Below are 26176 nucleotides of genomic sequence, written 5' to 3' on the forward strand. Positions count from 1 at the left end.
GCCGGTACCGACCGGATCCGGCCGCCGGTACCCCCGGTGACAGCGGACCGGCCCGGATCCCGGCGGATCGGGCCGTGTCCGACGATCGGGCCGGACCGGTTTCGTGACCGAACGTCGAACCGATACAGGGTCGAACCGATACAGAGTGGAGAGCGCATGTCCGAGTACACGAGCGGCAGTCAGGGTGCGGGTGCCGTGCCGCACGTCCTGGACAACCCCGCCCTCGCCTCCCTCACCGGACCGCACGCCCACTTCGCCGAGCGGCGCGGCCGGGTGCTGCGCTATCCGCTCGACGTGTCGCCGTGGCTGGCCCTCCCCGACGCGCCGGACGCGCGGGACTGGGCCGACCTCGCCGCACTGGCCGGCCCCGGCGCCGAGGTCCCGGTCCCGGCCTACACCGGGGGCTTCCCCGCCGACTGGGAGGTGACCTTCGACCTCGCGGGCGTGCAGCTCGTCGACGACGGGATCGCCGCCGCCCCGGACGCCGAGGCCGTGCCGCTCGGCGCCGCCGACGTGCCCGAGATGCTCGACCTCGTCGAACGCACCCAGCCGGGCCCCTTCCTGCCCCGCACCGTCGAGATGGGCACCTATCTCGGCATCCGCCGCGGCGGCGCGCTGGTCGCGATGGCCGGCGAGCGCCTGCACCCGCCGGGCTGGACCGAGATCAGCGCCGTCTGCACCGACCCCGCCTTCCGTGGCGCGGGCCTCGCCACCCGCCTCGTCCTGGCCGTCGCGCACGGCATCCGTGAACGCGGCGAGACCCCCTTCCTCCACACCTCCGCGACCAACACCGACGCCATCCGCCTGTACGAGTCCCTCGGCTTCCGTCTGCGCCGCACCACCCGCTTCATGGCGGCCAGGGTGCCGGCCGTGGGGGAGGAGCGCGTGGGGGTGTAGCGCGGCCTCGGCGGGCCTGCGGCGTGGCGCTCGTGCCCTCAGGGTCCGGGCGCGGCCATGGGGTAGGGTTGCCGGGCCAGTCAGCACGTGGACCGAGGAGGTGAGACCCATTACCGCTGTGTCAGGTCGGGTGCTCTCCCCCCAACGCGGCGCGGTGCCTCGCCGATAGGCCACCGCGGGAGCGCCCTTCGGCCCACCGAAAGGCTCTCGGCTGTCATGCCACTTCTCTCGATCTCCTCCGTCGTCACGTCCCTGCGCGCCGCCGGCTGCGTCTTCGCCGAGGACGAGGCGGAGTTGATCCTCGCCACCGCCCGTACCGCGGGCGAGGCCGCCGCCATGGTCGACCGCCGGGTCGGCGGCCTTCCCCTCGAACTCGTCCTCGGCTGGGCCGAGTTCGCGGGGCTGCGCATCACCGTGGAACCCGGCGTCTTCGTGCCCCGCCGCCGCACCGAGTTCCTCGTCGAGCGGGCCCTCGCCGCCGTCCCCGGTGCCTCGGTCCTCGTCGACCTGTGCTGCGGCTCCGGCGCGGTGGGCGCCGCACTGGCCGCGCGGCTCGACGGCGCCGAACTCCACGCCGCCGACATCGACCCGGCGGCGGTCCGTTGCGCCGGCCGCAACATCGCCCCGCACGGCGGCCATGTCCACGAGGGCGACCTCTTCGCGGCGCTGCCCGACCGCCTGCGGGGCCGCGTCGACATCCTGGCGGCGAACGTCCCCTACGTCCCTACCGGTGAGGTCCCGTTCCTGCCGGGTGAGGCCCGCGACCACGAACCCCTGGTCGCCCTGGACGGGGGCGCGGACGGCCTCGACGTCCTGCGCAGGGTCGCCGCCGAGGCCCCCGCGTGGCTCGCCCCGGGCGGCTGTCTGCTCGCCGAGACGAGCGAGCGCCAGGCGCCGCTCGCCCTCGACGCGTTCCAGCGGGCCGGTCTCACCGCGCGCACCGCCGTCTCGCGGGAGATGTACGCCCACGTGGTGCTCGGCACCCGCCCCTGAGACACGCGGGGCCGCACCCTCGGACACCGCAGGGCCCTGCCCGGGCTCCCGTGCGGGACCCTGCCGGGCCCCCGCGCAGGATGTGGCCTTGCCCTCACCCCTTGTGCAACTAGTTGCACAAACGGCGTGGCGTCGTCTACAACCGTGCTGACGACGCCACGCACGGAGGGGCCCCATGAGCCGTTACCCGCACCTGCTGAGCCCGCTCGACCTGGGCTTCACCACGCTCCCCAACCGGGTCCTCATGGGCTCCATGCACGTGGGACTGGAGGAGGCCGAACGCGGATTCGAGCGCATGGCCGAGTTCTACGCGGCCCGGGCCCGCGGGGGAGTGGGCCTCATCGTCACCGGCGGCATCGCGCCCAACGAGGCCGGCCGGCCCGCCGAGGGCGGCGCCAAGCTCACCACCGACGCCGAGGTGGACGAGCACCGCCTGATCACCGACGCCGTCCACCGCGAGGGCGGCCGGATCGCGATGCAGATCCTGCACTTCGGGCGGTACGCCTACCACCGCGACCTGGTCGCCCCGAGCGCCCTGCAGGCCCCGATCAGCCCGTTCGTCCCGCACGCGCTCACCGACGCCGAGGTCGAGCAGACGATCGACGACTACGCGAACGCGGCCCGCCTCGCCCGCCGCGCCGGGTACGACGGCGTCGAGATCATGGGCTCCGAGGGCTATCTGATCAACGAGTTCATCGCCGCCGGGACCAACCACCGCGACGACCGCTGGGGCGGCTCCTACGAGAACCGGATGCGTTTCCCCGTGGAGATCGTGCGCCGGGTGCGCGAGGCGGTCGGCGAGGACTTCATCGTCGTCTACCGGCTGTCGATGCTGGACCTCGTGCCCGGCGGCTCCAGCTTCGAGGAGGTGGTCACGCTGGCGAAGGCCGTCGAGGCGGCCGGGGCGACCCTCATCAACACGGGCATCGGCTGGCACGAGGCCCGTATCCCCACCATCGCCACCTCGGTGCCGCGGGGCGCGTACACCTGGGTGACCAAGAAGCTGATGGGCGAGGTCTCCGTCCCGCTCGTCACCACCAACCGCATCAACACCCCGGAACTGGCCGAGGAGTTGCTCGCGGACGGGCACGCCGACATGGTGTCCATGGCCCGCCCGATGCTCGCCGACCCCGACTTCGTCAACAAGGCCCGCGAGGGCCGCTCCGAGGCCATCAACACCTGCATCGGCTGCAACCAGGCATGCCTCGACCACACCTTCAGCGGGAGGATCACCTCCTGCCTGGTCAACCCGCGCGCCTGCCACGAGACGGAACTCGTCCTCTCCCCGACCCGGCTGCGCAAGCGGGTCGCCGTCGTCGGGGCGGGCCCGGCCGGCCTCGCCTGCGCCGTGAGCGCGGCCGAACGCGGCCACGAGGTCACGCTGTTCGACGCCGCGAGCGAGATCGGCGGCCAGCTCAACGTGGCCCGCAAGGTCCCCGGCAAGCAGGAGTTCGACGAGACCCTGCGCTACTTCCGCCACCAGCTCGACACCCACGGCGTCGACGTACGCCTCGACACCCGGGTCGCCGCCGACGACCTCACGGCCTACGACGAGGTCGTCGTCGCCACCGGGGTCACCCCCCGCACCCCCGAACTGCCCGGCGTCGACCACCCCAAGGTCGTCGGCTACCTCGACGTCCTGCGCGACGCCGTCACGGTCGGTGACCGGGTGGCCATCCTCGGCGCCGGCGGAATCGGCTTCGACGTCGCCGAGTACCTGACCGACGGCGGGGAGAAGACGAGCGAGGACCCGGCCGCGTACTTCCGGCAGTGGGGCGTCGACATGGACTACCGCGCCCCCGGCGGCCTCGCCGCGCCCGAGCGGCCCGCCCCGCCGCGCTCGGTGCACCTCCTCCAGCGCAAGACCTCCAAGGTCGGCGCCGGACTCGGCAAGACCACCGGCTGGATCCACCGCACCGAGCTGAAGCACCGAGGCGTCACCATGGTCCCCGGCGTCCGGTACGACCTGATCGACGACGCCGGCCTGCATGTCACCGTCGACGGCGTCCGCCAGGTGCTGGAGGTCGACACGGTCGTCCTGTGCACCGGTCAGGACCCGTGCCGCGACCTGTACGACGACCTGGTGGCGGCCGGGCGCTCCGCGCACCTCGTCGGCGGTGCCGACGTGGCGGCCGAACTGGATGCCAAGCGGGCGATCCTTCAGGGGACCGAGGTGGCGGCGGCGCTGTAGCCCTCTGCCCGGGGTGCGCGGGAGGGTCGCGCACCCCGGGCCTTCCTAGGATGAGCCCATGTCACTCCCGCACGCGATCCTCACCGCCCTGCTCGAGAAGCCGTCGTCGGGCCTTGAGCTGACCCGGCGGTTCGACCGGTCGATCGGCTACTTCTGGTCGGCGACGCACCAGCAGATCTACCGTGAGCTGGGACGGCTGGAGGGCGAGGGCCACATCCGGGCCCTGCCCTCCGAACGGCCCGCCCGAGGACAGAAGAAGAGCTACGAGGTCCTGCCGGCGGGCCGCGAGGAACTGGCCCGCTGGACCGCCGCGCCCCAGGACCCCAAGCCTTGGCGTGACGCGCTCTTCGTCCGGCTGCGTGCGGCGGCCGTGGTCGGAACGGCCGGTCTCCAGGACGATCTGCGGCGCCATCTCGTGCTGCATCAGCGGCAGTTGGCGGAGTACGAGGAGATCGAGAAGCGGGACTTCGGGCCCGGCCGGGACACGACCCAGGACCGGCTGCAGCATCTGATCCTGCGGGCGGGCATCGACCTGCAGACCTTCTGGACCCAGTGGCTGAGCGACGCCCTGGAGGAGTTCGAGACCTTGCCGGAGGCCGTCGGCGACGGTGACGGGGACGGTGACGGCGCGGGGCGCGCCTAGCCGGCGGGGGTCACAGGCGGTGCGGCTTGGCCCGGCGGCGCAGGTACCAGACGGTGGCGCCCGTGCCCAGGGCCACCAGCGCGCCACCGCCGACGAGGGTGACGGTGCCGTACTCGCGGGTCGCGCCGCCGACGCCGCCCATCACGCCCCGTGCGGGCGAGGCCGGCGCGGAGACGGCGGGGGTGGAGATCGCGGGGGTGGCGGCGGTGACGATGACGGACTGGGTTCCCGCCGTGGTCCCGTCCTTGCACACCGCGATCACGGTGTAGGTGCCCGGCCCCACGTTCGCCCAGGAGGCGGCCTGATTGTCGCTCGTGCCGGTGAGGGTCGCCTGGCGCCCCTGGGAGAAGTTCGCCTGCCCGCTGGAGAGCAGCGAGGCGGTACCGAAGGTGCCGTTGGTGCTGTTCGGGCAGTCGTCGGTGGTGACGGTGACCGACGATCCGGTGGTGCTCACCGAGATGCCGGTGGGCGCGGCGGCGGCCGACGGCGTGGCCAGGGCGATCGGCAGCACCGCGGCGGCCGCGGCCGGGCCGAAGCGAAGGAGTAGCTGAGACGTACGCATGGTCTGCCCTCCAGCGGCACGGTGACGGCACGTCCCTTGCGCCGCCGAGGATCGGGAGACCCGTGCTGCCTCAGGGTGAGCCAACGCGCCGCCCGCCCGGTCCGCACCCGGACGGCCCCCGGGCAGGTGACGCGTTGCGCCGAGCGGGGGACCCCACGCGCCGGCCCGGTGGCGGTGGGCCCGGCTCAGCCGCCGGTGGTCACCGTCCGCTCGGGCGAGAAGCCGCCCCAGGTCCCGTCCGGGAGTTTCGCGCGGATCCGCACCCGGTACGACACTCCGGACTCCCGGCCCGCGTAGAAACTGTGGGTGGCCCGGCCCCGGGGCGGGGTCCCGCCCCAGACGAGTGTGGTCGCCGGGCGTCCGTCGAGCTGGATCTCGTACTCCGTGATCACCCCGTCGACGCGCGGCGGCCGCCACGACAGCTCGATGGAGTACGCGCCGTCGGCCCGGCGGGTGCCCGCGCGGAACCCGGTGGGCGCGGTGCCCCGCCCGTCGTCCGCCCCGGGCGCCGTGCGGAGCCGTACCGTCCGGCTCACGGGGGAGAGGTTGTCCGCCGCGTCCCGCGCCCGCACGGTGAAGGAGTACCGGGTTCCGGGCCGCAGGCCCGTGACCACGGCCGCCGTCTGCTGCCCGCCCACGCTGTGGATCTTCGAACCGCCCTGGAGGATGTCGTACGACACCACGGCGCGGTCGTCCGTCGACGGTCCCCAGGACAGCTGGACCGCCCTGCTCCCGACCGCCGTGCCGTCGAGGTGCCCCGGACGGGTGGGGGAGCGCCGGTCCGCCGTCCCGGCGGCGGGCGTCGTGGCCCGGACCTCCGCACTGGGCGGGCCCAGGTTCCCGGCGGCGTCGCGGGCCCGGACCGTGAACACGTACCCGGTGGAGGGCCGCAGCCGGGTGATGTCGGCCATGTGCGCGCCGCCCGGCACGTCCTTCACCTGGGTGCGGCCCCGGTACACCACGTACCCGGCGACTCGCGCGTCGCCGGGCGCCCGGTTCCACATGACGTGCACGCTGGTGGCGCTGCCCGCCTCGGCGGTGACGCCGGCCGGGGCCGGCGGCGGGCGCCGACCGGGTGCCTCCTCGATCGCGCAGCCCGACACGACCAGCAGCGCGCCGGAGAGCAGTGAGCCGCGGAGCAGTGAGCCGAAGCGTCGCACGATCCTGCCCCTCGGTCGTCGAGCCGCGACGGGATTGGTCTGTACCTGCCTCATGTATGGCATGACTGACGCGGTCACATCAAGAGGCGGGTACGGAGTGGGCCCGACCGTCGCCCGCGTCCTCTCGCTCGACGGCGGCGCGGTGCACGGCACGGCGGACGGATACGTATGCTGGTCACCTGACACGGCGTGAACTCGCGTGATTTCCAGGCATGTTCGCGTCGTACGGCGCGGGCCGCTGTCGTCGCCGATCCCGCGCCGACGAGAGCGGCCGAGCGGCCGGGGCCGAACCGGGGCCCTGGCCCTCGGACGCGCACCCGTGCACGGCGCGCCGTGATCCGTCCGGCCCCCTCCCGGTGGCCGACCTCTCCGCACCCCACCACCTTTGGGTGGGTGTCCGTCATGTCCCCCAGGAGAGGGTCCTCATCGTGCGTCTCCGCTCGTTGACGCTGGCCGCCGTCGGCGCCGTACTGCTGGCTCCCGTCGCCCTGCCCGCCCTGGCCCACCCGCAGCGTCCCGTGCACCGGGAGGGCGAGGTGACCGCCGCCCGGCTGCTGGCCAAGGCGCGCGGCTGCGTCCGGGTGTCCGAGGGGCTCTACAGCAGCGACGCGGGCACCCCGGCCGCCATCCCGGTGTGCGGTGTCGACGGCGCGGTGTTCTGGAAGGCCGACATGGACATCGACTGCGACGGCCGGCCGAGCCCGCACTGCAACAGCGACACCGATCCGTGGTTCCAGCCCACCACGTCGTTCCTCCAGTCCGACGGCCGGTACCTGCGCTCCGAGAGCCTGCCCTTCGTGGTCGTTCCCGTCGCGAGCCGGATCTGGGACCACCGGGTCCACGGCATCAGGGGCGGTTCGGTCGCCGCCGTCGTGTACAAGGACCGCGTCCAGTACGCCGTCGTCGGCGACACCGGGCCCCAGAACATCATCGGCGAGGCCTCGTACGCCACGGCGAAGGCCCTCGGCATCCGGCCCGACCCGCGCACCGGCGGCACCGCGTCCGGCGTCACCTACATCCTCTTCGAGGACTCCAGGGTCGCCCCGATCGAGGACCACGCCGCCGCGGTCAGGCTGGGGGAGAAGCTGGCGCGGGCGTGGGTCGGAGAGCCGGCGCCGCGCAGGGGCGCGGCGATGCGGGGCGGGGCCGCGAGCTGACCGGCACGGCCCGGGGCCTGCCACCGAGCGGTGACGGGCCCCGGGCCACGTGCCGGCTTCCCCGCAGGTTCACTGCTTCCGGTACGTGTACGCCTCCGAGGCCGCGGCCGCCACCGCCGCGAGGTCCGCCCCCGTCGAGGCCGTCACGACCGCGGCGACCGCGCCCTCCACGAACGGGGCGTCGACCAACAGGGTGTCCGCGGGAAGTTCGTCGCCCTCGGCGAGCAGGGCCTGCACGGTGAGGACCGCGCTCCCGAGATCGACGAGGACCGCGACCCCCGAGCCCCGGTCGACGGAGGCGGCCGCCGCGGAGATGCGCTCGGCGCTGGTGCCCAGGCCGCCGTCCTCGGTGCCGCCGGCCGGCGCGACCGGCACGTCGGCCCCCGCCCCGGCCAGCCCTTGCGCCAGTTCGGCGACCGAGGCGGCGACGGCGGCGCTGTGCGACACCAGCACGATGCCGACCGGCCCGGAGTCAGACATCGGTGGCCTCCGGGGTGCCGGCCGTGGCGGCGAGCGCGGCGATCAGCAGCGCGGCGGACGTGGCACCGGGGTCCTGATGGCCGATGCTCCGCTCACCCAGATAGCTGGCCCGGCCCTTGCGGGCCTGCAACGGTGTGGTCGCCACCGCCCCCGCCTCGGCGGCGGAGCGTGCCGCGCCGAACGACTCGGCGAGCGCGTCGACCGCCGGGACCAGCGCGTCGACCATGGTCTTGTCGCCCGGCGCGGCGCCGCCCAGCGCCCGCACCGCGTCGACCCCGGCCCGCAGCGCGTCCGCCAGCTGGGCCTCGCTGACCTCGCCCGCCTCGCCCAGTGCCTTGCCGGTGCGGCGCAGCAGGGTGCCGTACAGCGGGCCGGAGGCGCCGCCGACGGTCGAGATCAGCTGCCGCCCGGCGAGCACGAGGACGGCGCCCGGCGTGTCCGGCGCGTCCTTCTCCAGGACGGCCACCACGGCGGTGAACCCGCGGCGCAGGTTGCTGCCGTGGTCGGCGTCCCCGATCGGCGAGTCGAGCGCCGTGAGCCGTTCGGCCTCACGGTCCACCGAGGCCGCGGTGGCCGTCATCCAACGGCGGAAGAAGTCGGCGTCGAGCACGGAATCTCCTTGCGTGGTACGTGAGTTGACTGACGCTGAGGCATGGGGCCGCCGCCGCCCGGGCCGGCGGCCGCGCGTTCCCTCACACGCCCCAGCGCAGCCCCGGTGTCCGCACCGGCGCGTCGTACAGCCGCAGCAGCTCCTCGTCGACCTGGCACAGCGTCACCGAGGCGCCGGCCATGTCGAGCGAGGTGACGTAGTTGCCGACGAGGGTGCGGGCCACGGGCACCCCGCGTTCGACGAGCACGCGCTGCACCTCGGCGTTGAAGCCGTACAGCTCCAGCAGCGGAGTGGCACCCATGCCGTTGACCAGCAGCAGTACCGGGTTGCGGGGGGTCATGTCGTCGAGGATCGCGTTCACCGCGAAGTCGGCGATCTCGCGCGAGGTCATCATCGCGCGCCGCTCGCGTCCCGGCTCGCCGTGGATGCCCACGCCCAACTCCAGCTCCCCGGCGGGGAGATCGAAGGTGGGGCTGCCCTTGGCCGGGGTGGAGCAGGCGCTGAGGGCCACCCCGAAGCTGCGGGAGTTCTCGTTGACCTGCCGGGCCAGCGCCTCGACCCGCTCCAACGGCTGCCCCTCCTCGGCGGCGGCCCCCGCGATCTTCTCCACGAACAGGGTCGCGCCCGTGCCGCGCCGCCCGGCGGTGTAGAGGCTGTCGGTGACGGCCACGTCGTCGTCGACGAGCACCTTGGCGATCCGGATGCCCTCGTCCTCGGCGAGTTCGGCCGCCATGTCGAAGTTGAGGACGTCGCCGGTGTAGTTCTTCACGATGAACAGCACTCCGGCCCCGCTGTCCACGGCGGCCGCCGCGCGCACCATCTGGTCCGGCACGGGTGAGGTGAACACCTCACCGGGACAGGCCGCCGACAGCATCCCCGGCCCCACGAAACCACCGTGCAACGGTTCGTGTCCCGAGCCGCCCCCGGAAACCAGCCCCACCTTCCCGGCCACCGGCGCGTCCCGCCGCACCACCACCCGGTTCTCCACGTCCACGGTCAACTCCGGGTGCGCGGCCGCCATGCCTCGCAACGCGTCGGCGACCACGCTCTCCGCGACGTTGATGAGCATCTTCACTGGTGCCTCCTGTAGGCATTATCAGACGAGCCGATAACCAGCGTCTTTGCTGGTCAGTGCGGGTTCGGTCAATTGTTGATCTTGGCGGTCGGTGGCGGTCGGTGGCGGTCGTGGGTGAGCTCTGGCGGTACTGGTGCTGACTTGATGCTGACTCTGATGACGGGCCGCCAGGTATCCGCAGCGGTCGAGCGGATGCCGGGGGGCGCCCCTCCTGGAAGTATCGACCTTGCAGCAGCGAAGGTCACGTGCCCGAGCGTTCATAGGCGTGCCAGGGACCGATTGCAGTACACGTCTTTCACGTTCACCGTGCACCTTCTGGAGGCCGGCATCGACCAGTGCGTCCACTGATCGCGGAGCACTTCACCGGGGCTGCATACCCTGAACTTCGCCACCCGCCTCGACCGGCCGCCAAGTACGAGGCCCTGGGACTGCCGTTCCCGCTCCGCGACACCCCCTGCCCGGACGCCGACCTCACCGAAACGGATCCGTGAACGATTCAGGACGCACGGCGTGCGCGCCCACTGATCACGGCTGCGGCGCGGTCCGTGACCAGCCACGCCGCCCGGGAGCGAGCCGTCGTCCAACAGGGCTTGCGGACAGGGACGTTCAGCCCTGGAGTCACGGACCTTCGGCATCCGGCGCGGCGCGGCGGACGCGACGAGGGTGAAGGCATCACACCACGTCCCCTCCGTTTTCGAAGGGAAGTCCATCATGGCCGTGCACGAGAACCCTCACCGGAGGCCCGGCCTCCACCTGCCGTCCTTCCGGGGGAGGCGGGCCGCCTCGTCTGCAGTGCCCACCCTCGCGGCGGCGACCGGCACGCACGCGGTGGCGGCCTACGCCCTCGCGTCCCTGCGTCTGCTCACCGGGTTCGTCTTCCTGTGGGCCTTCCTCGACAAGACCTTCGGTCTCGGCTACGCCACCCCGTCCGGCAAGGGCTGGATCGACGGCGGCTCGCCGACGCGCGGCTTCCTCGGCTCCGTGGCCGTCGGGCCGATGGAGTCCACCTTCCACTCCTGGGCGGGAGACACCTGGGCGGACTGGCTGTTCATGCTGGGGCTGCTCGGCATCGGGCTGGCCCTCGCCGCCGGAGTGGCGCTGCGGCTCGCGGCCGTCGCCGGCACCGTGATGATGGCGCTGATGTGGATCGCCGAATGGCCGCCCGCGCGGCACCTGTCGGACGGCTCGCCGAGCATGTCGACGAATCCGTTCGCGGAGTACCACCTCGTCTACGCCGTCGTCCTGGTCGTGTTCGCCGCCACGGCCGCCGGCGGCACCCTGGGCCTGGGCAGGTTCTGGGCCGGACTTCCGCTGGTGCGCCGCAGCCCCTGGCTGCGTTGACCGCGGGGGAGGCGGCGGGCCCGACGGCGGGCCCGCACCCAGAGCCCTCGCGCGAACCCTCCGATCAGTATTCCGCCCCCACAAGGCGGAGTTCATGAACCGCACCGTCACCGTCGGCATGGACGGCTCCCGTGAGAGCCGCACCGTCGCGGCGCCACGGCCCGAACGGCCCTGAGGGCAGGGGCCGTTCGGCACGACACGGGGTTCTCCCGGCTCCTCCCCGGGGAGGCGGGACACGGCCAGCCTCGTGAGGGGGCCACCGCCCGGTGCTCCCCGGTCACAGCCTGTCGAAAGGGAAGCGGAGCCATGACTCACAAGCCAGTCGTCGTCGGGGTGGACGGCACCCTCTCCTCCACCAGGGCCCTGGACTGGGCCGCCGGGGAAGCGGTCCGGCGTGGCGTCGGGCTGCGCCTGGTGTACGCCGTGCCGGACCGCGACGAGGCCGCACCGATCCTGCAGGCCGCCCTCTCGCGCGTCCGGGGGCGGCACCCAGGCCTCCCCGTACGAGCCGTCGCGGCCGAAGGCGGAGCCGTGGGGGCGCTGGCGCGCGAGAGCGCCGACGCGGTCCTCACCGTGGTCGGCACCCGGAGCATGGGCCGCACCGCCGGCCTGTTCCTCGGTTCCGTCAGTCTGCGGCTGGCCCGGCATGTGCGCGGTCCGCTGCTCGTCGTGCGCGGCGACCATCCGTGCGACGGGGGGCGTGAGGTGGTGCTGGGCCTGGAGGACGACAGGGACGAGCGGGCCGCGGTCTACGCCTTCGAGGAGGCCCGCCGCCGAGGCACCCGGCTGCGTGTCCTGCACTCCTGGTCCCACCGCCACGTCACACCCGCACTGCCACCGCCGGTGAGCACGGAGTGCCGACGACCGGACCCGGCCACCTCGTACGAACAGGTCGAGGAGGCCGTTCCGCGCTTCGCCCTCGCCGCGTTGCGGGAGCGGTACGCCGATGTTCCGGTGGAGGCCGTCACGGTACGGACGAGCGCCCCGGAGGCGTTGGTGGAATCCACCCGCGAGGCCGGTCTGGTGGTCGTCGGTTCACACCGCCGCACATCCGCCGTCGCGCCGCACCGGACAGCGGTGGCTCCGGTCCTGCTGCACCGCGCGCACTGCCCGGTGGTCGTCGTCCCCGCCGCATGACCGCACGTACCGGTCCGGGGGACCAAGGATGCCTGCTCCCGGGGGAAGGTGGTGGGGCCCCGGACGCCCTGGTCCGGCCGCACGGCGCCGCCCTCGGCCGGCTGTCGAACTCGGCGCTCCGTCCAGGGCTCGCATCCCCACCCGGACCGGGGCGTCGGCGGCCCACCAGGTTTCGGTGTGCCCGTCACGGAAGTGCCGCTGCGCGGGCGTCCAGTCGCCGGGGCGCTCGGCATCGCGCCGGTTAGGGCCTGCGTGGCTTCGATGGGGGTGTGCGGCTGGTCGGCCCAGGCCCAGGTGCCGGCCAGGAGAGTGCGCAGCACTGCCTGGGCGGTTCTGTTCGGGTCACGAACATGGGGTCCGCGCTCGCGTCGTGTGCGAGCGTTCCGAACGGCGCTTCCTCGTAGGGCCGGTGAACCGGGTCACCTCGGCTTCCGAGGGACACAACCGGGTGCCGGTCAGCCGCTGGTAACCGGACAGGAGGAGCGGGGCGTAGGCCCCTTCCCGGGTCCGGTATCGCATCGCCGGCCCCGGCGCGATCGACCGTCGGAATCAGGCGGTCTTGCGCGCGCCTTCTGGCTCGATGCCCAACTGTTCGATCGCCGACGTCATGTGGGTGTGCAGAATCCGCTGGGCGGCCGCGGCGTCTCCGCGGGCGATCGCGTCGGCGATGGGCTCATGGGCCGTCGCGGACATGGCCGATTCGCGGCGTTCGCCGGCCGCGCTCATGATCACCACGCGCATCGGACCCTCAAGCTGCCGCCAGGTCTTGAGAAGCACCGAATTGCCCGACAGCTCGCACAGCAGGAGGTGGAAGCCGAGATCGGCCTCGACCTTCGCCGCCAGGTCCGCGCCCGACGCGAAGGCGTCGTGGAGCCTCGTCAGGGCCTGGCGGAGCGCGTCGGCCGCTTCGCTTCTGCGCGGTGAGGCGATGATCTGCGTCAGCGCCAGGCCCTCCAGCGCCTCCCGGACCTGGAAGAGCTCCCGGACCTCGGTCGGCGTGAGCCGGGAGACCCGCAGCATGCCGCGTGCGCCGGGTGTGACGAGCCCTTCCTGCTGGAGGTGGCGGAGGGCTTCCCGTACCGTGCCCCGGCTCACCGACAGGTGCTCGGCGATCTCCACCTCGCCGAGGTGGTCGCCGGGGCGGTACTGGCCCGTGATGATCGCCGTCCGCAGCGCCACGAGCGCGCGCTCCCGAAGGGTGGTCGAGCGGGTGAGACTGGGCAGCGCCTGACCGGACACGGTCGAACCCTCCTTGAAGTCCACGAGTGATCAGAGTAACCCGCATCGGTGTTGTCTGTTGACAGTCAGCACTTTCCTGGCCGATCTCGCCGCATGGGTTGACAGCTCTCGCCGTCGGACTCAGCATCGACTCTCGACTGTTAACAGTCGACAGACAACAGTTTCGCCTACGGTCAAGGAGGACCGGTATGGCTGAGTCCAAAGCGCCGCCGTCGGCCGAGGGGTCGCCCGAGCGGCTGCGGGTCGCCGTGGGATGCGGAGTCGGCGCGACCATCGAGACGTACGACTTCATCGGCTTCGGAACCGCGGCGGCGCTCTACTTCGGCGATGTGTTCTTCCCCGACTCCGACCCGCTCTCAGCCACCCTGCTGTCGTTCGCGACCCTGGGCATCGGCTTCGCGGCACGGCCGCTGGGCGGCATCGTGGCCGGTCATCTCGGGGACCGTGTCGGTCGCAAGCCTGTGCTGGTCGGATCCCTGCTGCTGATGGGCATCGCGACCGTGCTGATCGGGTGCCTGCCCACCTATCAGACGGTCGGGATCTGGGCGCCGATCCTGCTGGTGGTCGTCCGGGTCATACAGGGACTCGCCTTCGGCGCCGAGTGGGGCGGCGCCATCCTGATGACCTTCGAGCACGCCCCGTGGCGACGGCGTGGCCTGTACACGGGCATCACCCAGGCGGGTTTCCCGGTCGGGCTGCTGCTCGCCAACCTCGCCTTCCTGTTCAGTCGGCACACCCTGGACGGCACCTGGGTCTGGCGCGTGCCGTTCCTGCTCAGTGCCGTCCTGATCGCGGTCGGCATCTTCATCCGGCTGAAGATCGAGGAGTCGCCCGAGTTCGAAGCGCTCAAGGAGTCCGGCGAGGTCGTCAGGAATCCGCTGCTCGAAGTCGTGCGGGAGGACTGGCGCAACGTCCTGCGGGCTTTCTGCCTGCGCATCACGGAGACCGCCGGGTACGCCGTCTCCGTCACCTTCGTGCTGTCCTACCTGGGCGACGGCGACGCCCCCGACGTCACGAGCACCACCACCCTCACCGCCCTGGTCACCGCGGCCGCGCTCGGCATAGCGGCCACCGTGCTCTGGGCCCGTCTGTCGGACCGGGTCGGCCGTCGTCCCGTCTACCTCCTGGGCTGCGCGGTCAGCGTGCTCTGGGGTGTCCCGCTCTTCCTGCTGGTCAACACGGAGACCGCCGCATTCGTCCTGATCGCCTTCGTGATCAGCTATGCCATCTGCCAGAACTGCCTCGCCGGCGTTCAAGGGGCCTGGTTCTGCGAGCTCTTCGACACCAGGACCCGTACCGCGGGAACGTCCTTGGCCTACCAACTCTCCGCAGTGGTCTCCGGATTCACCCCCATGATCGCCACCGCGCTCTACTCCGTCACCGGATGGGTGGGGCCCGCTGTTCTCTTCAGCTGCTACGGGTTTCTGGGACTCCTGGCGACCTTCATGACGCGCGAGACATGGGGTGCCGAGGAGCGCCGAGCGGCCGACCACGCCATGACCGCGACCGCCGAACCCGCACTGCCCACCGCTCGCTGACAGAGAAGAGGATCGATGTGATGTCCACTCAGGCATCCGAAACAAGGGTGTCGTCCACCCGGCGCATCCAAGCCCTGCGTGACTCCGCCCACCGTATCCGCAGGCACGCGCTGGACATGGGGGAGACCCAGGGCCAGGGCTACATCGGACAGGCGCTGGGCGTGGCCGACCTTCTGGCCGTCGTCTACAAGGACGTCCTCGACTTCCGTGCGGACGAACCGGACTGGCAGCAGCGCGACAGGTTCCTGCTGTCGATCGGCCACTACGCGATCGCCCTGTACGCGGCGCTCGCGGAGGCCGGTGTGCTGGACGTCGCGGAACTCGCCACCTACGGAAGCGACGATTCGCGCCTGCCCATGTCGGGCATGGCCTCCTACACGCCCGGCATGGAGATCTCCGGCGGTTCCCTCGGCCACGGCCTGGGCGTCGCCACCGGCATGGCGCTCGGCCTGCGCCACCAGGGCAGCGACGCACGTGTCTACAACCTGCTCTCCGACGGTGAACTGGACGAGGGCTCCACCTGGGAGGCGGCGCTCGCCTGCGCACACCACGGTCTGGACAACGTCACCGCCCTCGTCGACGTCAACGCCCTCCAGGCGGACGGCCCCACCAAGGGCGTGCTGCGCACCGAGCCGGTCACGGCCAAGTGGGAGGCGTTCGGCTGGCACGCGGTCCGGGTGGACGGCAACGACATCGAGGCGCTCGTCGGGGCCTTCGACAGCCTGCGCGGGCACCGTGGTTCACCAGCCGTGGTCATCTGTGACACCCGGATCGGATGTGGCGTGCCGATGCTGGAGAGCCGGGAGAAGGCGCACTTCATGCGAGTCGAGGAACACGAATGGCAGCTCGCCCGTGACCAGTTGACGGAGCAGCACCACACAGCCGCCGAGGGAGAGGAAACCGTTCGATGAGCACCTTCGTGCCGTCCAGGGCCCCAGGGCGCAAGCTGACCACGTCCGCGATGATCGCCTCGATCGCCGAGGAGGGGCAGCGCACCACCAAGGCGCCCTTCGGCCGCGCACTCGCTCGCCTCGCCGACGAACGCCCGGACGTGGTCGGTCTCTCCGCGGACCTGGCCAAGTACACCGACATGCACGTCTTCCGGGAGGCCCACCCCGGACGCTTCTTCCAGATGGGCATGGCGGAACAGGTGATGCTGGGCGCGGCTGCGGGACTGGCCGAGGTGGGCCTGACCCCGTTCGCCTCCACCTATCCCGTCTTCGCCACCCGCCGCGCCTACGACTTCCTCTGCCTCGACATCGCCGAGCCACAGCTGAACGTCAACGTCGTGGGCGCCCTGCCCGGCCTGACCACCGGCTACGGACCGAGCCACCAGGCGACCGAGGACCTCGCCATCCTGCGCGGCATGCCCGGACTGACGATCGTGGACCCCGCGGACTCCGTCGACATCGAACAGGCCGTTCCGGCGCTGGCCGCCCACCCGGGCCCCACCTACATGCGGCTGCTGCGCGGGGCCGTACCCACGGTCCTGGACGAGTACGACTACCGGTTCGAAGTCGGCAAGGCGGCACAACTACGCGACGGACGCGATGTGTTGTTCATCTCCACGGGTCTGATGACGGTACGGGCACTGACCGTTGCCGAGGAACTCGCGGCCGACCATGTCGACGTCGCCGTCCTCCACGTACCGACGATCAAGCCCTTCGACCGCGAGACCGTGCTGCGGGAGGCGGCAAAGGGACGTCTCGTGGTGACGCTCGAGAACCACAGCGTCGTCGGAGGTCTCGCCGAGTCCGTCGCCTCCTGCCTGGCCTTCGCCCGGCAGACGGCGGGCATCGTCCCGATCGGGCTGCCGGACGAGTTCCTCGCCGCGGGAGCACTGCCCACACTCCACGACCGCTACGGACTCTCGGTCGCAGCGATCAAGGAGCGGGTGAGGCACGCCCTCTGACCCCAGACCACCGACCTTCCCACCCTCAGGAGAACCGTATGTCCGTTGATCACATCTCCCGCACCGCCGTCATCACCGGTGCCGGCTCCCGTCGCGGCATCGGGCGCGCCACCGCGCACGCGCTCGCCGCATCCGGATACCACATCGCCGTACTCGATCTCGACAAGGAGGCCGCCCAGGAGGCCGCCCGGGAGGTTGCCGCCCAGCACGGGGTGGAGGCCCTGGGCGTGGCGGCGGACGTCTGCGACGCCGACGCGGTCGGCGCCGCGCTGGCGCAGACGGAGGCGGCGCTGCCGCCGGTCGGTGTCCTGGTGAACAACGCGGGGATCACCTCCCCGACCCGCTTCCTCGACGTGACATCCACGGAGTGGGACAGGATCTTCGACGTCAACGTCCGCGGCAGCTTCCTGGTCACGCACCGTGTGGCGGCGGGGATGGCCGAACGGGGCTTCGGCCGGATCGTATTCCTGTCGTCCGTCTCGGCCGAACGCGGCGGCGGGGTGTTCGGGGGAGTGGCGTACTCGGCGGCCAAGGCAGCGCTCCTCGGCTTCGCCCGCTCCCTCGCCCGCGAACTCGGTCCTTCCGGTGTGACCGTCAACTCCGTCGCCCCGGGCCTGATCGACACCGACATCACACAGGGCAAACTGGACGGGGAGCGCAAGGCGGCCATGATCGCGGACGTTCCGGTCCGCCGGATCGGCAGCGTCGAGGACGTGGCCGACGTGATCGCCTTCCTCGCGCGCCCTGAGTCGGGCTACCTCACCGGGGCGACGTACGACGTCAACGGCGGTTCCCACATCCATTGACGAGACCGGGCCCGATATCCTTCACGAGGTCCCGGTTCGGATTGTCTGGGCGACGGTGATGCACCCATCACCGCGACCGGTGCCGGAGGCGCCGCGGGACTCGGCGGCGCCCGTCAGGGGAACGGCGGTGCGGTCGCTCAGATGGAGCCGACGGCCAGGGCTTTGAACTCTCTGGGGAGGTCCGCGCGCCTGGTGACGTTGAGCTTGCGGTAGACGCGGGTCAGATGCTGTTCCACCGTGCTGATGGTGACGCACAGTTGGTCGGCGATCTCGCGGTTGGAGTTGCCCAGGGCGGCCAGGGAGGCGACCCGTCGCTCCGCCGCGCTGAGGGGGTCGCGGGGAACGGTGACCTGGTCGGGCGGTGCCCCTTCCCTGCCGCGCGGCGGCAGGTAGGGCTGCAGACGGTCGGCGCCGCACACATCGGCCAGGTGCAGCGCCTGGTACAGCGCTCGCCGTGCCTGTTCCACCTCACCGATCGCGCGCTGCGCGGAACTCAACGCGGCCAGTGCCCGGGCCAGTTCGAGCCTGTCCCCGGTGAGCCGCAGGACACTGACCGCCTCCAGCAGCAGGCTCGCCCGGCGCCGCGGTTCGGCGATCTCGGCCAGCAGGCACATGGCGACGCCGCGACTGCGGGATTTGGCGCTGCCGGGGCGGGCCAGCTCCGCATCCGCGAGTCGTCGGACCTGGTCCCGCTGCCCGAGGCGCAGATGCGCGGCCGCCGCGCCGCTGCGCCAGGGCAGGAAGGCGGGCAGATCCATGTCCCAGGCGCGGGCCTGGTCGCCGCAGCGCAGAAAGTCGTCCAGGGCCGCGTGCACCCGGCCCGCGGCCAGGTGGTGATGGCCCCGGGCGTAGAGGTACTGCAGGCCGTACCGCGACTCGGAGATCGCCTCCGGTACCGAGTGCCGCAGGTACTCCTCGGTGACGTCGTCCGCCCCCATGGCGGTCGCGGCCAGGACGAGCGTGCTCAGCGGCGCACCGACGGCGACCCCCCAACTGCGGGGCGAGAGGTGGGTCATGGCGGAGCGGGCCAGGGCGCATGCCTCGTGCAGATCGCCCTGCCGCAGGGCCAGTTCGGCGCGGATCGCGGTGAGCTTCGCCTGCCAGGTGGGCGCCTGCCGGACGGTGGCCTCCTGCAGGAGCTTGGCCGACCATACGGAAGCCTGGCCGAGCCGGTCCGCGTAGACGAGCGCGAGCAGCGCGGACTCCAGCGCGTACAGACTGGTGTCGTCCAGGGGGCAGGAGCGCAGCACCTGTTCGGCACTCCTGGCGCTGGACTCGTCGCCGCCGTTGCGCAGTGTCGAGCCGAGGACGGTCTCGGCGAGCAGGAGGGGTCTGGCGGCCGCGGGTTCCCTGCTGTCGCGGATGCCCGGGCCGTCCTCGGCGGCGGAAGGGAGGAGAGGCACCATCACGGGGTAGCGGTTCCGCAGCCACTCCCTGGTTTCCGTGTACAGGCCGTGGGGGCCCGGGACCTTCGGGTCCAGCGCACGGATCACCTCGGCGGCCTCGTCCAGGCGCCCGTGCCACAGCAGGGCACGGGAGAGCGGGACGGCCAGATGGGCGGGCAGGACACCCGTCAGCAGCGCTTCGGACAGGGGCCCCAGACGGGCAGTCACCATGGAGGGGTTGAGCTGCCACTCCAGCCGCACGAGCTTCATCGCCGTGAGCGCTTGCTCCCGCGCGTCGTCGGAGCCGGACAGCGCCAGTTCCAGGCACTCCAGGGCGAAGCCGACGTCGCCGCTTCGGCGCGCCTGCTCGGCGGCGTCCATCAGCACGGGGACGGCCCAGCCGGGTGGCACGTGTCGCACCGCGACGAGATGCCGGGCGACCGTGGGTGTCGGAAGTCCTTCGTGGTGGAGCAACTCCGCGACGTCCAGTCGCTGTCGCCGGAGCACGCCCCAGGGGATGTCGTCCAGGACGGCCGACCGTGCCGCCGGATGACGGAAACGGTCGCCGGCGACGAGCCCGGCGGCCTCCAAATGCCGCAGCGCGTTCGCCACCGAGGACGGACCGAGCCGGAGCAGGCGGCCCAGGCGGTCGGGGGAGGAGCAGGAGTCCAGTAACGCCATCGTGCGGGCCACGCCGAGGACGTCCGGCTCCCGGCCGTGCAGACAGGCGAGGACCGCCTGGGCGAACTCCTCTCCCGCGGGCGGGACTTCGGACCCTGCGTCGCCGTCGCCGGCGCTGTCGTCGTCACCGTCCACCAGCCTGTCGCGGTGGTCCCTCAACAGGGCGTGGACGAGCAGGGGATTGCCTCCGCCGAGGGAGTGGTAGACGGGGCCGTAGGCCTGTGCCTCCTGTGTGCCCAGGGCCTTCGTCGTGAGCTCGGTCGTGCCCTCCGAGGACAGGGGAGCCAACCGGACACGCCGGTAGAAGGGATGGCGGAGCAGTTCGGTGCTCAACTGCGGGAGACAGTGGCGGGCACTGTCCGGGCGGCTGAACACCAGCATCACGGGGGCGGATCTCGTGTGCGGGAGCAGTTGCAGCAGACAGCTCAGGGAGGCGGAGTCGGTGTGCTGGACGTCGTCGACGCAGAGCAGCAGGCCGCGCGGCCCGGCCGCGTGCAGCAGCGCACGGCACAGGCTGCGGGCGACATGGGCCTGCAGGGCGGCCGACTCATGACGGGCGGGCGGACGACCCGAGGCGAAGCTGTTCTCCAGGGCGGTCATCTGCGTACGGAGCGGTGCGGGCAGTGAGATGTCCCGGACGAGCTGATGGATGATACCGAACGGGACGTCGCGCTCCTCTTCCCGGCCGACGGCTCGCAGAACCTCGGAACCGGTCGCGGACGCCTCCTCGGCAAAGGCATAGAGCAACTCCGACTTGCCGATGCCCACGGAGCCGCTGACGAGGGCGACGTGTCCATTGCCGTGGCGGCTGTCCGCGAGGAATTCGTGTAACGCGGACAGTTCGTCTTTGCGGTCGATCAGTATCATGCGTGTACTCTTTGCAACACATCGGAATTCTATTCGTAAACTCACGAGTAGATTGCCGGAGGCCTCGGGTTTCTTTGCGGACTCTTAGCGGAGTCCCTCGGGGGCCGACGAAGTAGTCTGCAGCGGAGTCCCATTCGCGACTCCGCCGGACGGCCATTTCGAGCCGGTGTCGTAAAGTAGCGCCCGGTCGCGTTCGAAGATGTCGGAAGGCAGGGGTCTTCGTGCGGCACGGTCGGCCGGACCTGTCCTACGGTGCCGTATTCCACCGCCGTTGACCAGCCCACTTTGCGTATGACATTCATTGTCGCCTGCGGGCAATTCGGGCCATATGGCTTGCGTTCGGTGTTCTGCCCGACGGGCAGGCTCGCCGCGTTGCCGAAGGTGTTGCCGTAGCCGCGACCGCGGATGCCGCCGTCGATCCGGGCGTGGACGAGCACGTCGGCCCACCTGCTCCAGCGGATGGGTGGTGCACTTGGCCGCGTCTGCCGGTCGGTCGGCCCGGATGCGTCGCTCGACCCGGCGCGGGTCCATGCCGACGGAGTGCGCCTGCCCGGCGTACAGGTCCGGCACCTCCCGCACGCCGTCGCCGATCAGACCTGGTCTCGTGGGGGTCGCCCGGAGCCAGGTCCGGGAGGACGTGCCGGTCGTGCCGCTCGCGCCCCTCGTGCCGCCGGTGTCCCGGACGCGGCCGGTCGGCGGGCGCGGCACGTCGAGCGGTATCAGGTCCGCCGGGTCCCGGGAGCGCGGGACGTCCACCGGAAACGGGCCGAACGCCGTGAGCCGCTCATAGCGGGTGATGTCCCGCGCGTCGGGGTCGAGTCGGGCGGCGCGAGGCGGCCGGTACGGGCTGCCGGTCTCCGGGGGGAAGTACCGAGCCACCACCGCCTTCGAGGTCCACGCGTCGAGGTCGGTTTCGAGCCAGTCTTCGATCAACGTGTCGCAGCCCGCCCCCAGCGCGGCGGGCGACACGTCGGCCGCCGCGCTCACCGGGCCCACGCCGGCGAAAGGTCCATGCCGAACTCGTTCACACTGGTCAGCACCTGCTGGATGTGCTCCGGCTTGTCGACGTGCACCACCGGGAACGGGAATCCGAGGATGCCGTCCGGGATCGAGCCGCCGATGATGAGGCCGAGGCGCACGCCCTGGTCCTTCATCTCGTCGCAGACGTCCACCAGACTGATCGGGTCCGTGGGGTTCCGGTCGAACAGATCCCGTACGTCCTCCGCCGTGGTCAAGGTCTTGCGCTCCAGGCAGGAGACCAGAGGCAGTTCGGGCGCCTTGAACGGCATCGCGTCGATGTACGGCGCCATGAACGCGCGGAACCGACCGCGCAGCGGCGAGTGCACGGCGATCGGCCGGTCCGGCAAGGGGGCGACACTGCCCGGCGGAAGGTCCGCCGCCAGCGCGTCCAGTGCCTTCCGCTCGCCCGACAGCATCAGGATCCGCACGGCCCCGTCGGCCGTCGGACCCAAGTCCCCGGACAGATGCACCCCGGCCCGGCCCTCGCCCCGGTACGCCGCCACCAGGTCGCCCTCGGCCGGCGCGAACGCCAGCGCGAGGCCCTGCTCCGGCTCCTCGGCGCACAGTTCGGGTGTGTGACGGGCGTACGCCAGCATCTCGAACAGTTCCCGCCGTCCGATCGAGCCCGCCAGGCAGCTCGCCGTCATGGCGCCGAGGTTCAGTCCGCCCAGCACCGCCGGGCAGAGCCCCTGTTCCGCCAGCACGTCGTGGATGCCGAGGGCGAGTGCCGTCTCGCGGATCGTCCCGGCGCTCTGCCGCTCCTCCTGGGGCTCCGGCAGCTCCTCCTCGAGGATCTGGCCCACCGTGAGACCCGTCCACTCCGAGACCTGCTCGTACAGGTCCCGCATCACGGGATGGGCCCTGTACATCTCCAGACCGTGCACATCCGCGCCGACTCCGCCGCCGAACAGAAAGCCCAACGTCATGGCCGACTCCTGTGTATCTCGAACAAAAAAGGCGTGAACAGGACCTGGTGCTCTCGGTGTGCCTACCGCGCGACCGGGTCTTCGAGGCCACTGATGCGCAGCTACCGTACCCACCGCCCGGCCCTGCGGAAAGAGCCATCCGACTCTGTTTCCAGCCACCGTCGGGTGTCGCGGGCCGCGCTATCGAGACGATATGCGGGACTGTCAGAGTTCTTGCGTGGCCCGAGTAATTCCTCTTGCCCGGATGGCCGGGAAGCCGGAAATGGAAGAAATGCCGAACAAGGACGACGGTGATGCCGGCACGCCGATTGCGGTCGTCGGATACTCCTGCCGACTGCCTGGCGCGCCCGACCCGGAGACGTTCTGGCGGCTGCTCGCGACGGGCCGGCACGCCATCACCGAGGCGCCGTCCGACCGCTGGGACGCCGACGCGATCAGGTCGGCCGGGGCGGCACCGGACGCCGAACGCGTGCGATGGGGCGGTTTCCTCGACCGGGCCGACCTCTTCGACGCCTCCTTCTTCGGGATCTCCCCGCGCGAGGCCGCCGCCATGGACCCCCAACAGCGCCTGGTGCTGGAACTCGGCTGGGAGGCCCTGGAACACGCCGGCATCGTCCCCGGCACCCTGGCCGACAGCCCGACCGCGGTCTTCGTCGGCGCCGCCACCGACGACTACGCGACCCTGCGCGCCCGCCTGGGCGCCGCCGGCATCACCCGCCACACGGCCGTCGGCACCCAGCGCACCATGATCGCCAACCGGCTCTCCCACACCCTCGACCTGCGGGGGCCGAGCCAGACCGTCGACAGCGGACAGTCCTCGTCCCTCGTCGCCGTCCAACTGGCCTGCGAGAGCCTGCGCGCGGGCGACTGCACCGCCGCCCTGGCCGGCGGCGTCAACCTCAACCTCGCCCTGGACGGCGCACTCGTCGCCGCCGGCTCCGGCGCCCTCTCGCCGGACGGGCGGTGCCACACCTTCGACGCACGCGCCAACGGCTATGTACGCGGCGAGGGCGGAGCTCTGGTCGTCCTCAAGACCCTCGACCGGGCCATGGCCGACGACGACCGCATCCGCTGCCTCATCCTCGGCGGCGCCGTGAACAACGCCGGCAACGCCTCCTCCGGGCTGACCGTTCCCGACGAGAGCGCCCAGCGCGAGGTGATCCGACTCGCCCACCGGCGCGCCGGGACACGCCCCGACCAGGTGCAGTACGTCGAACTGCACGGCACCGGGACGAAGGCCGGCGACCCCGTCGAGGCCGCGGCACTCGGCGCGGCCCTCGGCACCGCGAGGACGCCCGGCAGGCCCCTGGCCGTCGGCTCCGCCAAGACCAACGTGGGCCATCTGGAGGCCGCCGCCGGTGTCGTGGGCCTGCTCAAGGTCATCCTGTCCATCGAGTACCAGGCCCTTCCCCCCAGCCTCAACTTCACCGCCCCGCCCCCCTCGGTACCCCTGGACCGCCTCAATCTGACGGTCCAGCGGGAACTCGCGCCCTGGCCCCACGACGACCTGCCGAGGACCGCGGGGGTGAGCTCGTTCGGCCTGGGCGGCACCAACTGCCACCTGGTGCTGTCCGACTGGCGCGGCCGGGGCACGCCCGCGGCCCCCGAACCGTCGTACGCCCCGCTGCCCGCCCCCGTCACCCCCGTCGCCCTCTCCGGGCGCGACGAGCCCGCCCTGCGCGCCCAGGCGGCACGCCTGCTCGACCATCTCGCCGACCGCCCCGAACTCGGGACCGGCGAGATCGCGTACTCCTGCGCCACGACCCGCACCCACTTCGCGCGACGCGCGGTCGCCCTCGCCACCGATCGCGACGACCTCCTCGCGTCGATCGCGGCCCTGACCGAAGGCCGCCCCGTGCCGCGTCTGGTGGAGGGCACCGCACGCGAGGGCGGCCTCGCGTTCCTGTTCACCGGGCAGGGCAGCCAGCGGCCCGGCATGGGCGCGGCGCTGCACACCACCTTCCCCGTCTTCGCGGACGCCTTCGACGCGGCGTGCGAGGAGATGGACCGCCACCTCGACCGGCCGCTGCGGGACCTGGTCCTCGACAGCGGCGGCACCCCCGACGCGGCCCTGCTCGACCGGACCGGCTACACCCAGCCGGCGCTCTTCGCCTTCGAGACCGCGCTCTACCGGCTGCTCGAACACTGGGGTCTGACTCCCGACGCCGTACTGGGCCACTCCGTCGGCGAACTGGTCGCGGCACACGCGGCCGGCGTACTGGACCTGCCGGACGCCTGCACGCTCGTCGCGGCACGGGGCCGTCTGATGGACGAACTGCCGGGTGGCGGCGCCATGGTGTCGGTCCAGGCGTCCGAGGAGGAACTCCGCTCCGACCTTGCCGAGTTCGCCGGCCAGGTCGCCGTGGCCGCGGTCAACGGACCCGCCTCGACCGTGCTCTCCGGCGACGAGGGCGCCGTGCTCCGCCTCGCCGGACGCTGGCGCGACCGCGGCCGCAGGACCAGGCGACTACGGGTGAGTCACGCCTTCCACTCACCCCACATGGACGGCATGCTCGACGAGTTCCGCCAGGTCGCCGAGAGTCTCACCTACCGCACACCGCACCTCCCCGTGGTCTCCAACCTGACCGGCCGGACCGCCACCGAGGACGAACTCCGCTCTCCCGACCACTGGGTCCGCCACGCCCGCGACGCGGTCCGCTTCCTCGACGGGGTCAGGACCCTGCACGCCCGCGGGATCGTCCTCCACCTGGAGATCGGACCGGACGCGGTGCTCTCCACCATGGCCCGCGACTGCGCGCCCGACGGCGCCGACCAGCTCTTCGTCCCCGCCGTGCGGAGGGACCGCGACGAAGGAGCCACTCTCTACTCGGCACTCGCGGAACTCCACGTGGGCGGCGCCACCGGGACCCTGAACCAGCTCTTCGCCCGCTCCCGAGCGCGCCGCGTCGCCCTGCCCACCTACGCCTTCCAGCGGCAGCGCCACTGGCTCGGCTCCCCCGGCACATCGCTCCCGCGGAGCCCGGCCGCCCCGGAACTCCCTTCGCCGGAACTCGACATGGTCTCCCCGGCCGCCCCCGGCGACCGCCGAACCGCACCGGCGGAGCTGGTGCGCGCACACGTGGCCCACGTCCTCGGCCACGACTCGGCCGACGCCGTGCGGATCGGCACCACCTTCAAGGAACTCGGTTTCAGCTCCCTCATGGGCGTCGAACTGAGCGACATCCTCAGCAGATCGACCGGCACACGTCAGCCCAGCACCCTGATCTACGACCACCCGACACCCGAGGCCCTGATCCGCCACCTGGGGAACGCGCCGGGCGACGGCACGCCGGCCCCGGAGGCCCTCGCGCAGGCGGGTGTGGGGGAGCCGGTGGCGGTGGTGGGGATGGCGTGTCGGTTGCCGGGTGGGGTGGTGTCGCCTGCTGGGTTGTGGGAGTTGGTGGCTGAGGGTCGGGACGGTGTGTCGGGGTTTCCGGTGGACCGGGGTTGGGATGTGGAGGGGTTGTTCGATCCGGATCCGGATCGGCCGGGGACGTCGTATACGCGGCATGGCGGGTTTTTGCATGATGCGGCGGAGTTCGATGCGGAGTTCTTC

General features: G+C 72.1%; 20 protein-coding genes and 1 pseudogene. 13 read left to right on the forward strand and 8 right to left on the reverse strand.

All coding sequences use genetic code 11. The annotated features are described in order from the left end of the window. The first annotated feature begins 156 nt into the window (after positions 1-156). The 4 genes from PYR72_RS42800 to PYR72_RS42815 all read left to right on the forward strand — a co-directional run bounded on the left by PYR72_RS42800 (position 157) and on the right by PYR72_RS42815 (position 4724). The gene (locus tag PYR72_RS42800; protein ID WP_275460289.1) at positions 157-897 is read left to right on the forward strand and encodes a GNAT family N-acetyltransferase; all 741 of its coding nucleotides are present in this window, start codon (positions 157-159) and stop codon (positions 895-897) included. Between the two features lie 216 nt (positions 898-1113). After that, a complete protein-coding gene (locus PYR72_RS42805; RefSeq protein ID WP_275460290.1) occupies positions 1114-1890 on the forward strand; it encodes a putative protein N(5)-glutamine methyltransferase in 777 nt (258 codons plus the stop codon). Between the two features lie 175 nt (positions 1891-2065). Further along, positions 2066-4081: an NADPH-dependent 2,4-dienoyl-CoA reductase gene (locus tag PYR72_RS42810; RefSeq protein ID WP_275460291.1), complete on the forward strand. Its 2016-nt coding sequence runs from the start codon at positions 2066-2068 to the stop codon at positions 4079-4081. A gap of 58 nt (positions 4082-4139) precedes the next feature. Beyond that, on the forward strand, positions 4140-4724 hold the full coding sequence (locus tag PYR72_RS42815; RefSeq protein WP_275460292.1) for a PadR family transcriptional regulator: 585 nt from the start codon (positions 4140-4142) through the stop codon (positions 4722-4724). Between the two features lie 10 nt (positions 4725-4734). On the opposite strand, the gene PYR72_RS42820 is transcribed toward PYR72_RS42815, so the two are convergent. Both PYR72_RS42820 and PYR72_RS42825 read right to left on the reverse strand, forming a co-directional pair. Next, a complete protein-coding gene (locus PYR72_RS42820; protein WP_275460293.1) occupies positions 4735-5286 on the reverse strand; it encodes a hypothetical protein in 552 nt (183 codons plus the stop codon). 185 nt (positions 5287-5471) lie between these two features. Next, entirely contained in the window at positions 5472-6446 is a 975-nt protein-coding gene (locus PYR72_RS42825; RefSeq protein WP_275460294.1) for a fibronectin type III domain-containing protein, read from the reverse strand. 428 nt (positions 6447-6874) lie between these two features. On the opposite strand from PYR72_RS42825, the gene PYR72_RS42830 reads away from it, so the two are divergent. Beyond that, positions 6875-7603, forward strand: coding sequence for a glycoside hydrolase family 75 protein (locus tag PYR72_RS42830; protein WP_275460295.1), 729 nt, complete (start codon positions 6875-6877; stop codon positions 7601-7603). A gap of 69 nt (positions 7604-7672) precedes the next feature. Here PYR72_RS42830 and dhaM read toward each other — a convergent pair whose 3' ends face one another. The 3 genes from dhaM to dhaK form a co-directional block, all read right to left on the reverse strand. Next, positions 7673-8083: a dihydroxyacetone kinase phosphoryl donor subunit DhaM gene (dhaM, locus tag PYR72_RS42835; RefSeq protein ID WP_275460296.1), complete on the reverse strand. Its 411-nt coding sequence runs from the start codon at positions 8081-8083 to the stop codon at positions 7673-7675. Further along, positions 8076-8693, reverse strand: coding sequence for a dihydroxyacetone kinase subunit DhaL (gene dhaL / locus PYR72_RS42840; RefSeq protein WP_275460297.1), 618 nt, complete (start codon positions 8691-8693; stop codon positions 8076-8078). Before dhaL ends, dhaM begins: the two co-directional genes overlap by 8 nt. An 82-nt stretch (positions 8694-8775) precedes the next feature. Then, complete coding sequence (gene dhaK / locus PYR72_RS42845; RefSeq protein ID WP_275460298.1) at positions 8776-9768, reverse strand: dihydroxyacetone kinase subunit DhaK; 993 nt, start codon at positions 9766-9768, stop codon at positions 8776-8778. A gap of 404 nt (positions 9769-10172) precedes the next feature. Between dhaK and PYR72_RS42850 the strand changes: the two are divergent. From PYR72_RS42850 to PYR72_RS42860, 3 genes and pseudogenes are all read left to right on the forward strand, one after another. Continuing rightward, positions 10173-10293 (forward strand): annotated as a pseudogene (locus PYR72_RS42850) (pyruvate formate-lyase 1-activating enzyme); the annotation flags it as partial. Positions 10294-10479: 186 nt separating this feature from the next. Continuing rightward, the gene (locus tag PYR72_RS42855) at positions 10480-11109 is read left to right on the forward strand and encodes a DoxX family membrane protein (protein WP_275460299.1); all 630 of its coding nucleotides are present in this window, start codon (positions 10480-10482) and stop codon (positions 11107-11109) included. 306 nt (positions 11110-11415) lie between these two features. Continuing rightward, positions 11416-12246: a universal stress protein gene (locus PYR72_RS42860; RefSeq protein ID WP_275453778.1), complete on the forward strand. Its 831-nt coding sequence runs from the start codon at positions 11416-11418 to the stop codon at positions 12244-12246. A gap of 549 nt (positions 12247-12795) precedes the next feature. Here PYR72_RS42860 and PYR72_RS42865 read toward each other — a convergent pair. Further along, on the reverse strand, positions 12796-13509 hold the full coding sequence (locus tag PYR72_RS42865; protein WP_275453777.1) for a GntR family transcriptional regulator: 714 nt from the start codon (positions 13507-13509) through the stop codon (positions 12796-12798). Positions 13510-13673: 164 nt separating this feature from the next. On the opposite strand from PYR72_RS42865, the gene PYR72_RS42870 reads away from it, so the two are divergent. From PYR72_RS42870 to PYR72_RS42885, 4 genes are read left to right on the forward strand one after another with little or no spacing between them, the layout of a single operon-like run. After that, positions 13674-15023, forward strand: a complete 1350-nt coding sequence (locus PYR72_RS42870) for an MFS transporter (protein ID WP_275453776.1) — start codon at positions 13674-13676, stop codon at positions 15021-15023. A gap of 20 nt (positions 15024-15043) precedes the next feature. Continuing rightward, the gene (locus PYR72_RS42875; RefSeq protein WP_275453775.1) at positions 15044-15934 is read left to right on the forward strand and encodes a transketolase; all 891 of its coding nucleotides are present in this window, start codon (positions 15044-15046) and stop codon (positions 15932-15934) included. Beyond that, on the forward strand, positions 15931-16935 hold the full coding sequence (locus PYR72_RS42880) for a transketolase C-terminal domain-containing protein (protein ID WP_275453774.1): 1005 nt from the start codon (positions 15931-15933) through the stop codon (positions 16933-16935). Before PYR72_RS42875 ends, PYR72_RS42880 begins: the two co-directional genes overlap by 4 nt. A gap of 38 nt (positions 16936-16973) precedes the next feature. Further along, a complete protein-coding gene (locus PYR72_RS42885) occupies positions 16974-17741 on the forward strand; it encodes an SDR family NAD(P)-dependent oxidoreductase (protein WP_275453773.1) in 768 nt (255 codons plus the stop codon). A 137-nt stretch (positions 17742-17878) separates the two neighbouring features. Here the strand turns inward: PYR72_RS42885 and PYR72_RS42890 are convergent, their stop codons facing one another. Together PYR72_RS42890 and PYR72_RS42895 are read right to left on the reverse strand one after the other, a co-directional pair. Continuing rightward, entirely contained in the window at positions 17879-20674 is a 2796-nt protein-coding gene (locus PYR72_RS42890; RefSeq protein WP_275453772.1) for a LuxR family transcriptional regulator, read from the reverse strand. Between the two features lie 983 nt (positions 20675-21657). Further along, positions 21658-22620, reverse strand: a complete 963-nt coding sequence (locus tag PYR72_RS42895; RefSeq protein WP_275453771.1) for an ACP S-malonyltransferase — start codon at positions 22618-22620, stop codon at positions 21658-21660. Between the two features lie 262 nt (positions 22621-22882). Here PYR72_RS42895 and PYR72_RS42900 point away from each other — a divergent pair. Beyond that, on the forward strand, positions 22883-26176 hold a 3294-nt coding region (locus PYR72_RS42900; RefSeq protein ID WP_275460300.1), incomplete at its 3' end, for a beta-ketoacyl synthase N-terminal-like domain-containing protein.

It is taken from the genome of Streptomyces sp. VNUA24 (assembly GCF_029167005.1).
Taxonomy (GTDB): Bacteria; Actinomycetota; Actinomycetes; order Streptomycetales; family Streptomycetaceae; genus Streptomyces; species Streptomyces scabiei.

Bases quoted from the DNA above. Each gene is read 5' to 3' on its own strand.
- PYR72_RS42800 (WP_275460289.1), top strand. From the start codon at position 157: ATGTCCGAGTACACGAGCGGCAGTCAGGGTGCGGGTGCCGTGCCGCAC.
- PYR72_RS42805 (WP_275460290.1), top strand. From the start codon at position 1,114: ATGCCACTTCTCTCGATCTCCTCCGTCGTCACGTCCCTGCGCGCCGCC.
- PYR72_RS42810 (WP_275460291.1), top strand. From the start codon at position 2,066: ATGAGCCGTTACCCGCACCTGCTGAGCCCGCTCGACCTGGGCTTCACC.
- PYR72_RS42815 (WP_275460292.1), top strand. From the start codon at position 4,140: ATGTCACTCCCGCACGCGATCCTCACCGCCCTGCTCGAGAAGCCGTCG.
- PYR72_RS42820 (WP_275460293.1), bottom strand. From the start codon at position 5,286: ATGCGTACGTCTCAGCTACTCCTTCGCTTCGGCCCGGCCGCGGCCGCC.
- dhaM (WP_275460296.1), bottom strand. From the start codon at position 8,083: ATGTCTGACTCCGGGCCGGTCGGCATCGTGCTGGTGTCGCACAGCGCC.
- PYR72_RS42855 (WP_275460299.1), top strand. From the start codon at position 10,480: ATGGCCGTGCACGAGAACCCTCACCGGAGGCCCGGCCTCCACCTGCCG.
- PYR72_RS42860 (WP_275453778.1), top strand. From the start codon at position 11,416: ATGACTCACAAGCCAGTCGTCGTCGGGGTGGACGGCACCCTCTCCTCC.
- PYR72_RS42870 (WP_275453776.1), top strand. From the start codon at position 13,674: ATGGCTGAGTCCAAAGCGCCGCCGTCGGCCGAGGGGTCGCCCGAGCGG.
- PYR72_RS42875 (WP_275453775.1), top strand. From the start codon at position 15,044: ATGTCCACTCAGGCATCCGAAACAAGGGTGTCGTCCACCCGGCGCATC.
- PYR72_RS42880 (WP_275453774.1), top strand. From the start codon at position 15,931: ATGAGCACCTTCGTGCCGTCCAGGGCCCCAGGGCGCAAGCTGACCACG.
- PYR72_RS42885 (WP_275453773.1), top strand. From the start codon at position 16,974: ATGTCCGTTGATCACATCTCCCGCACCGCCGTCATCACCGGTGCCGGC.
- PYR72_RS42890 (WP_275453772.1), bottom strand. From the start codon at position 20,674: ATGATACTGATCGACCGCAAAGACGAACTGTCCGCGTTACACGAATTC.
- PYR72_RS42895 (WP_275453771.1), bottom strand. From the start codon at position 22,620: ATGACGTTGGGCTTTCTGTTCGGCGGCGGAGTCGGCGCGGATGTGCAC.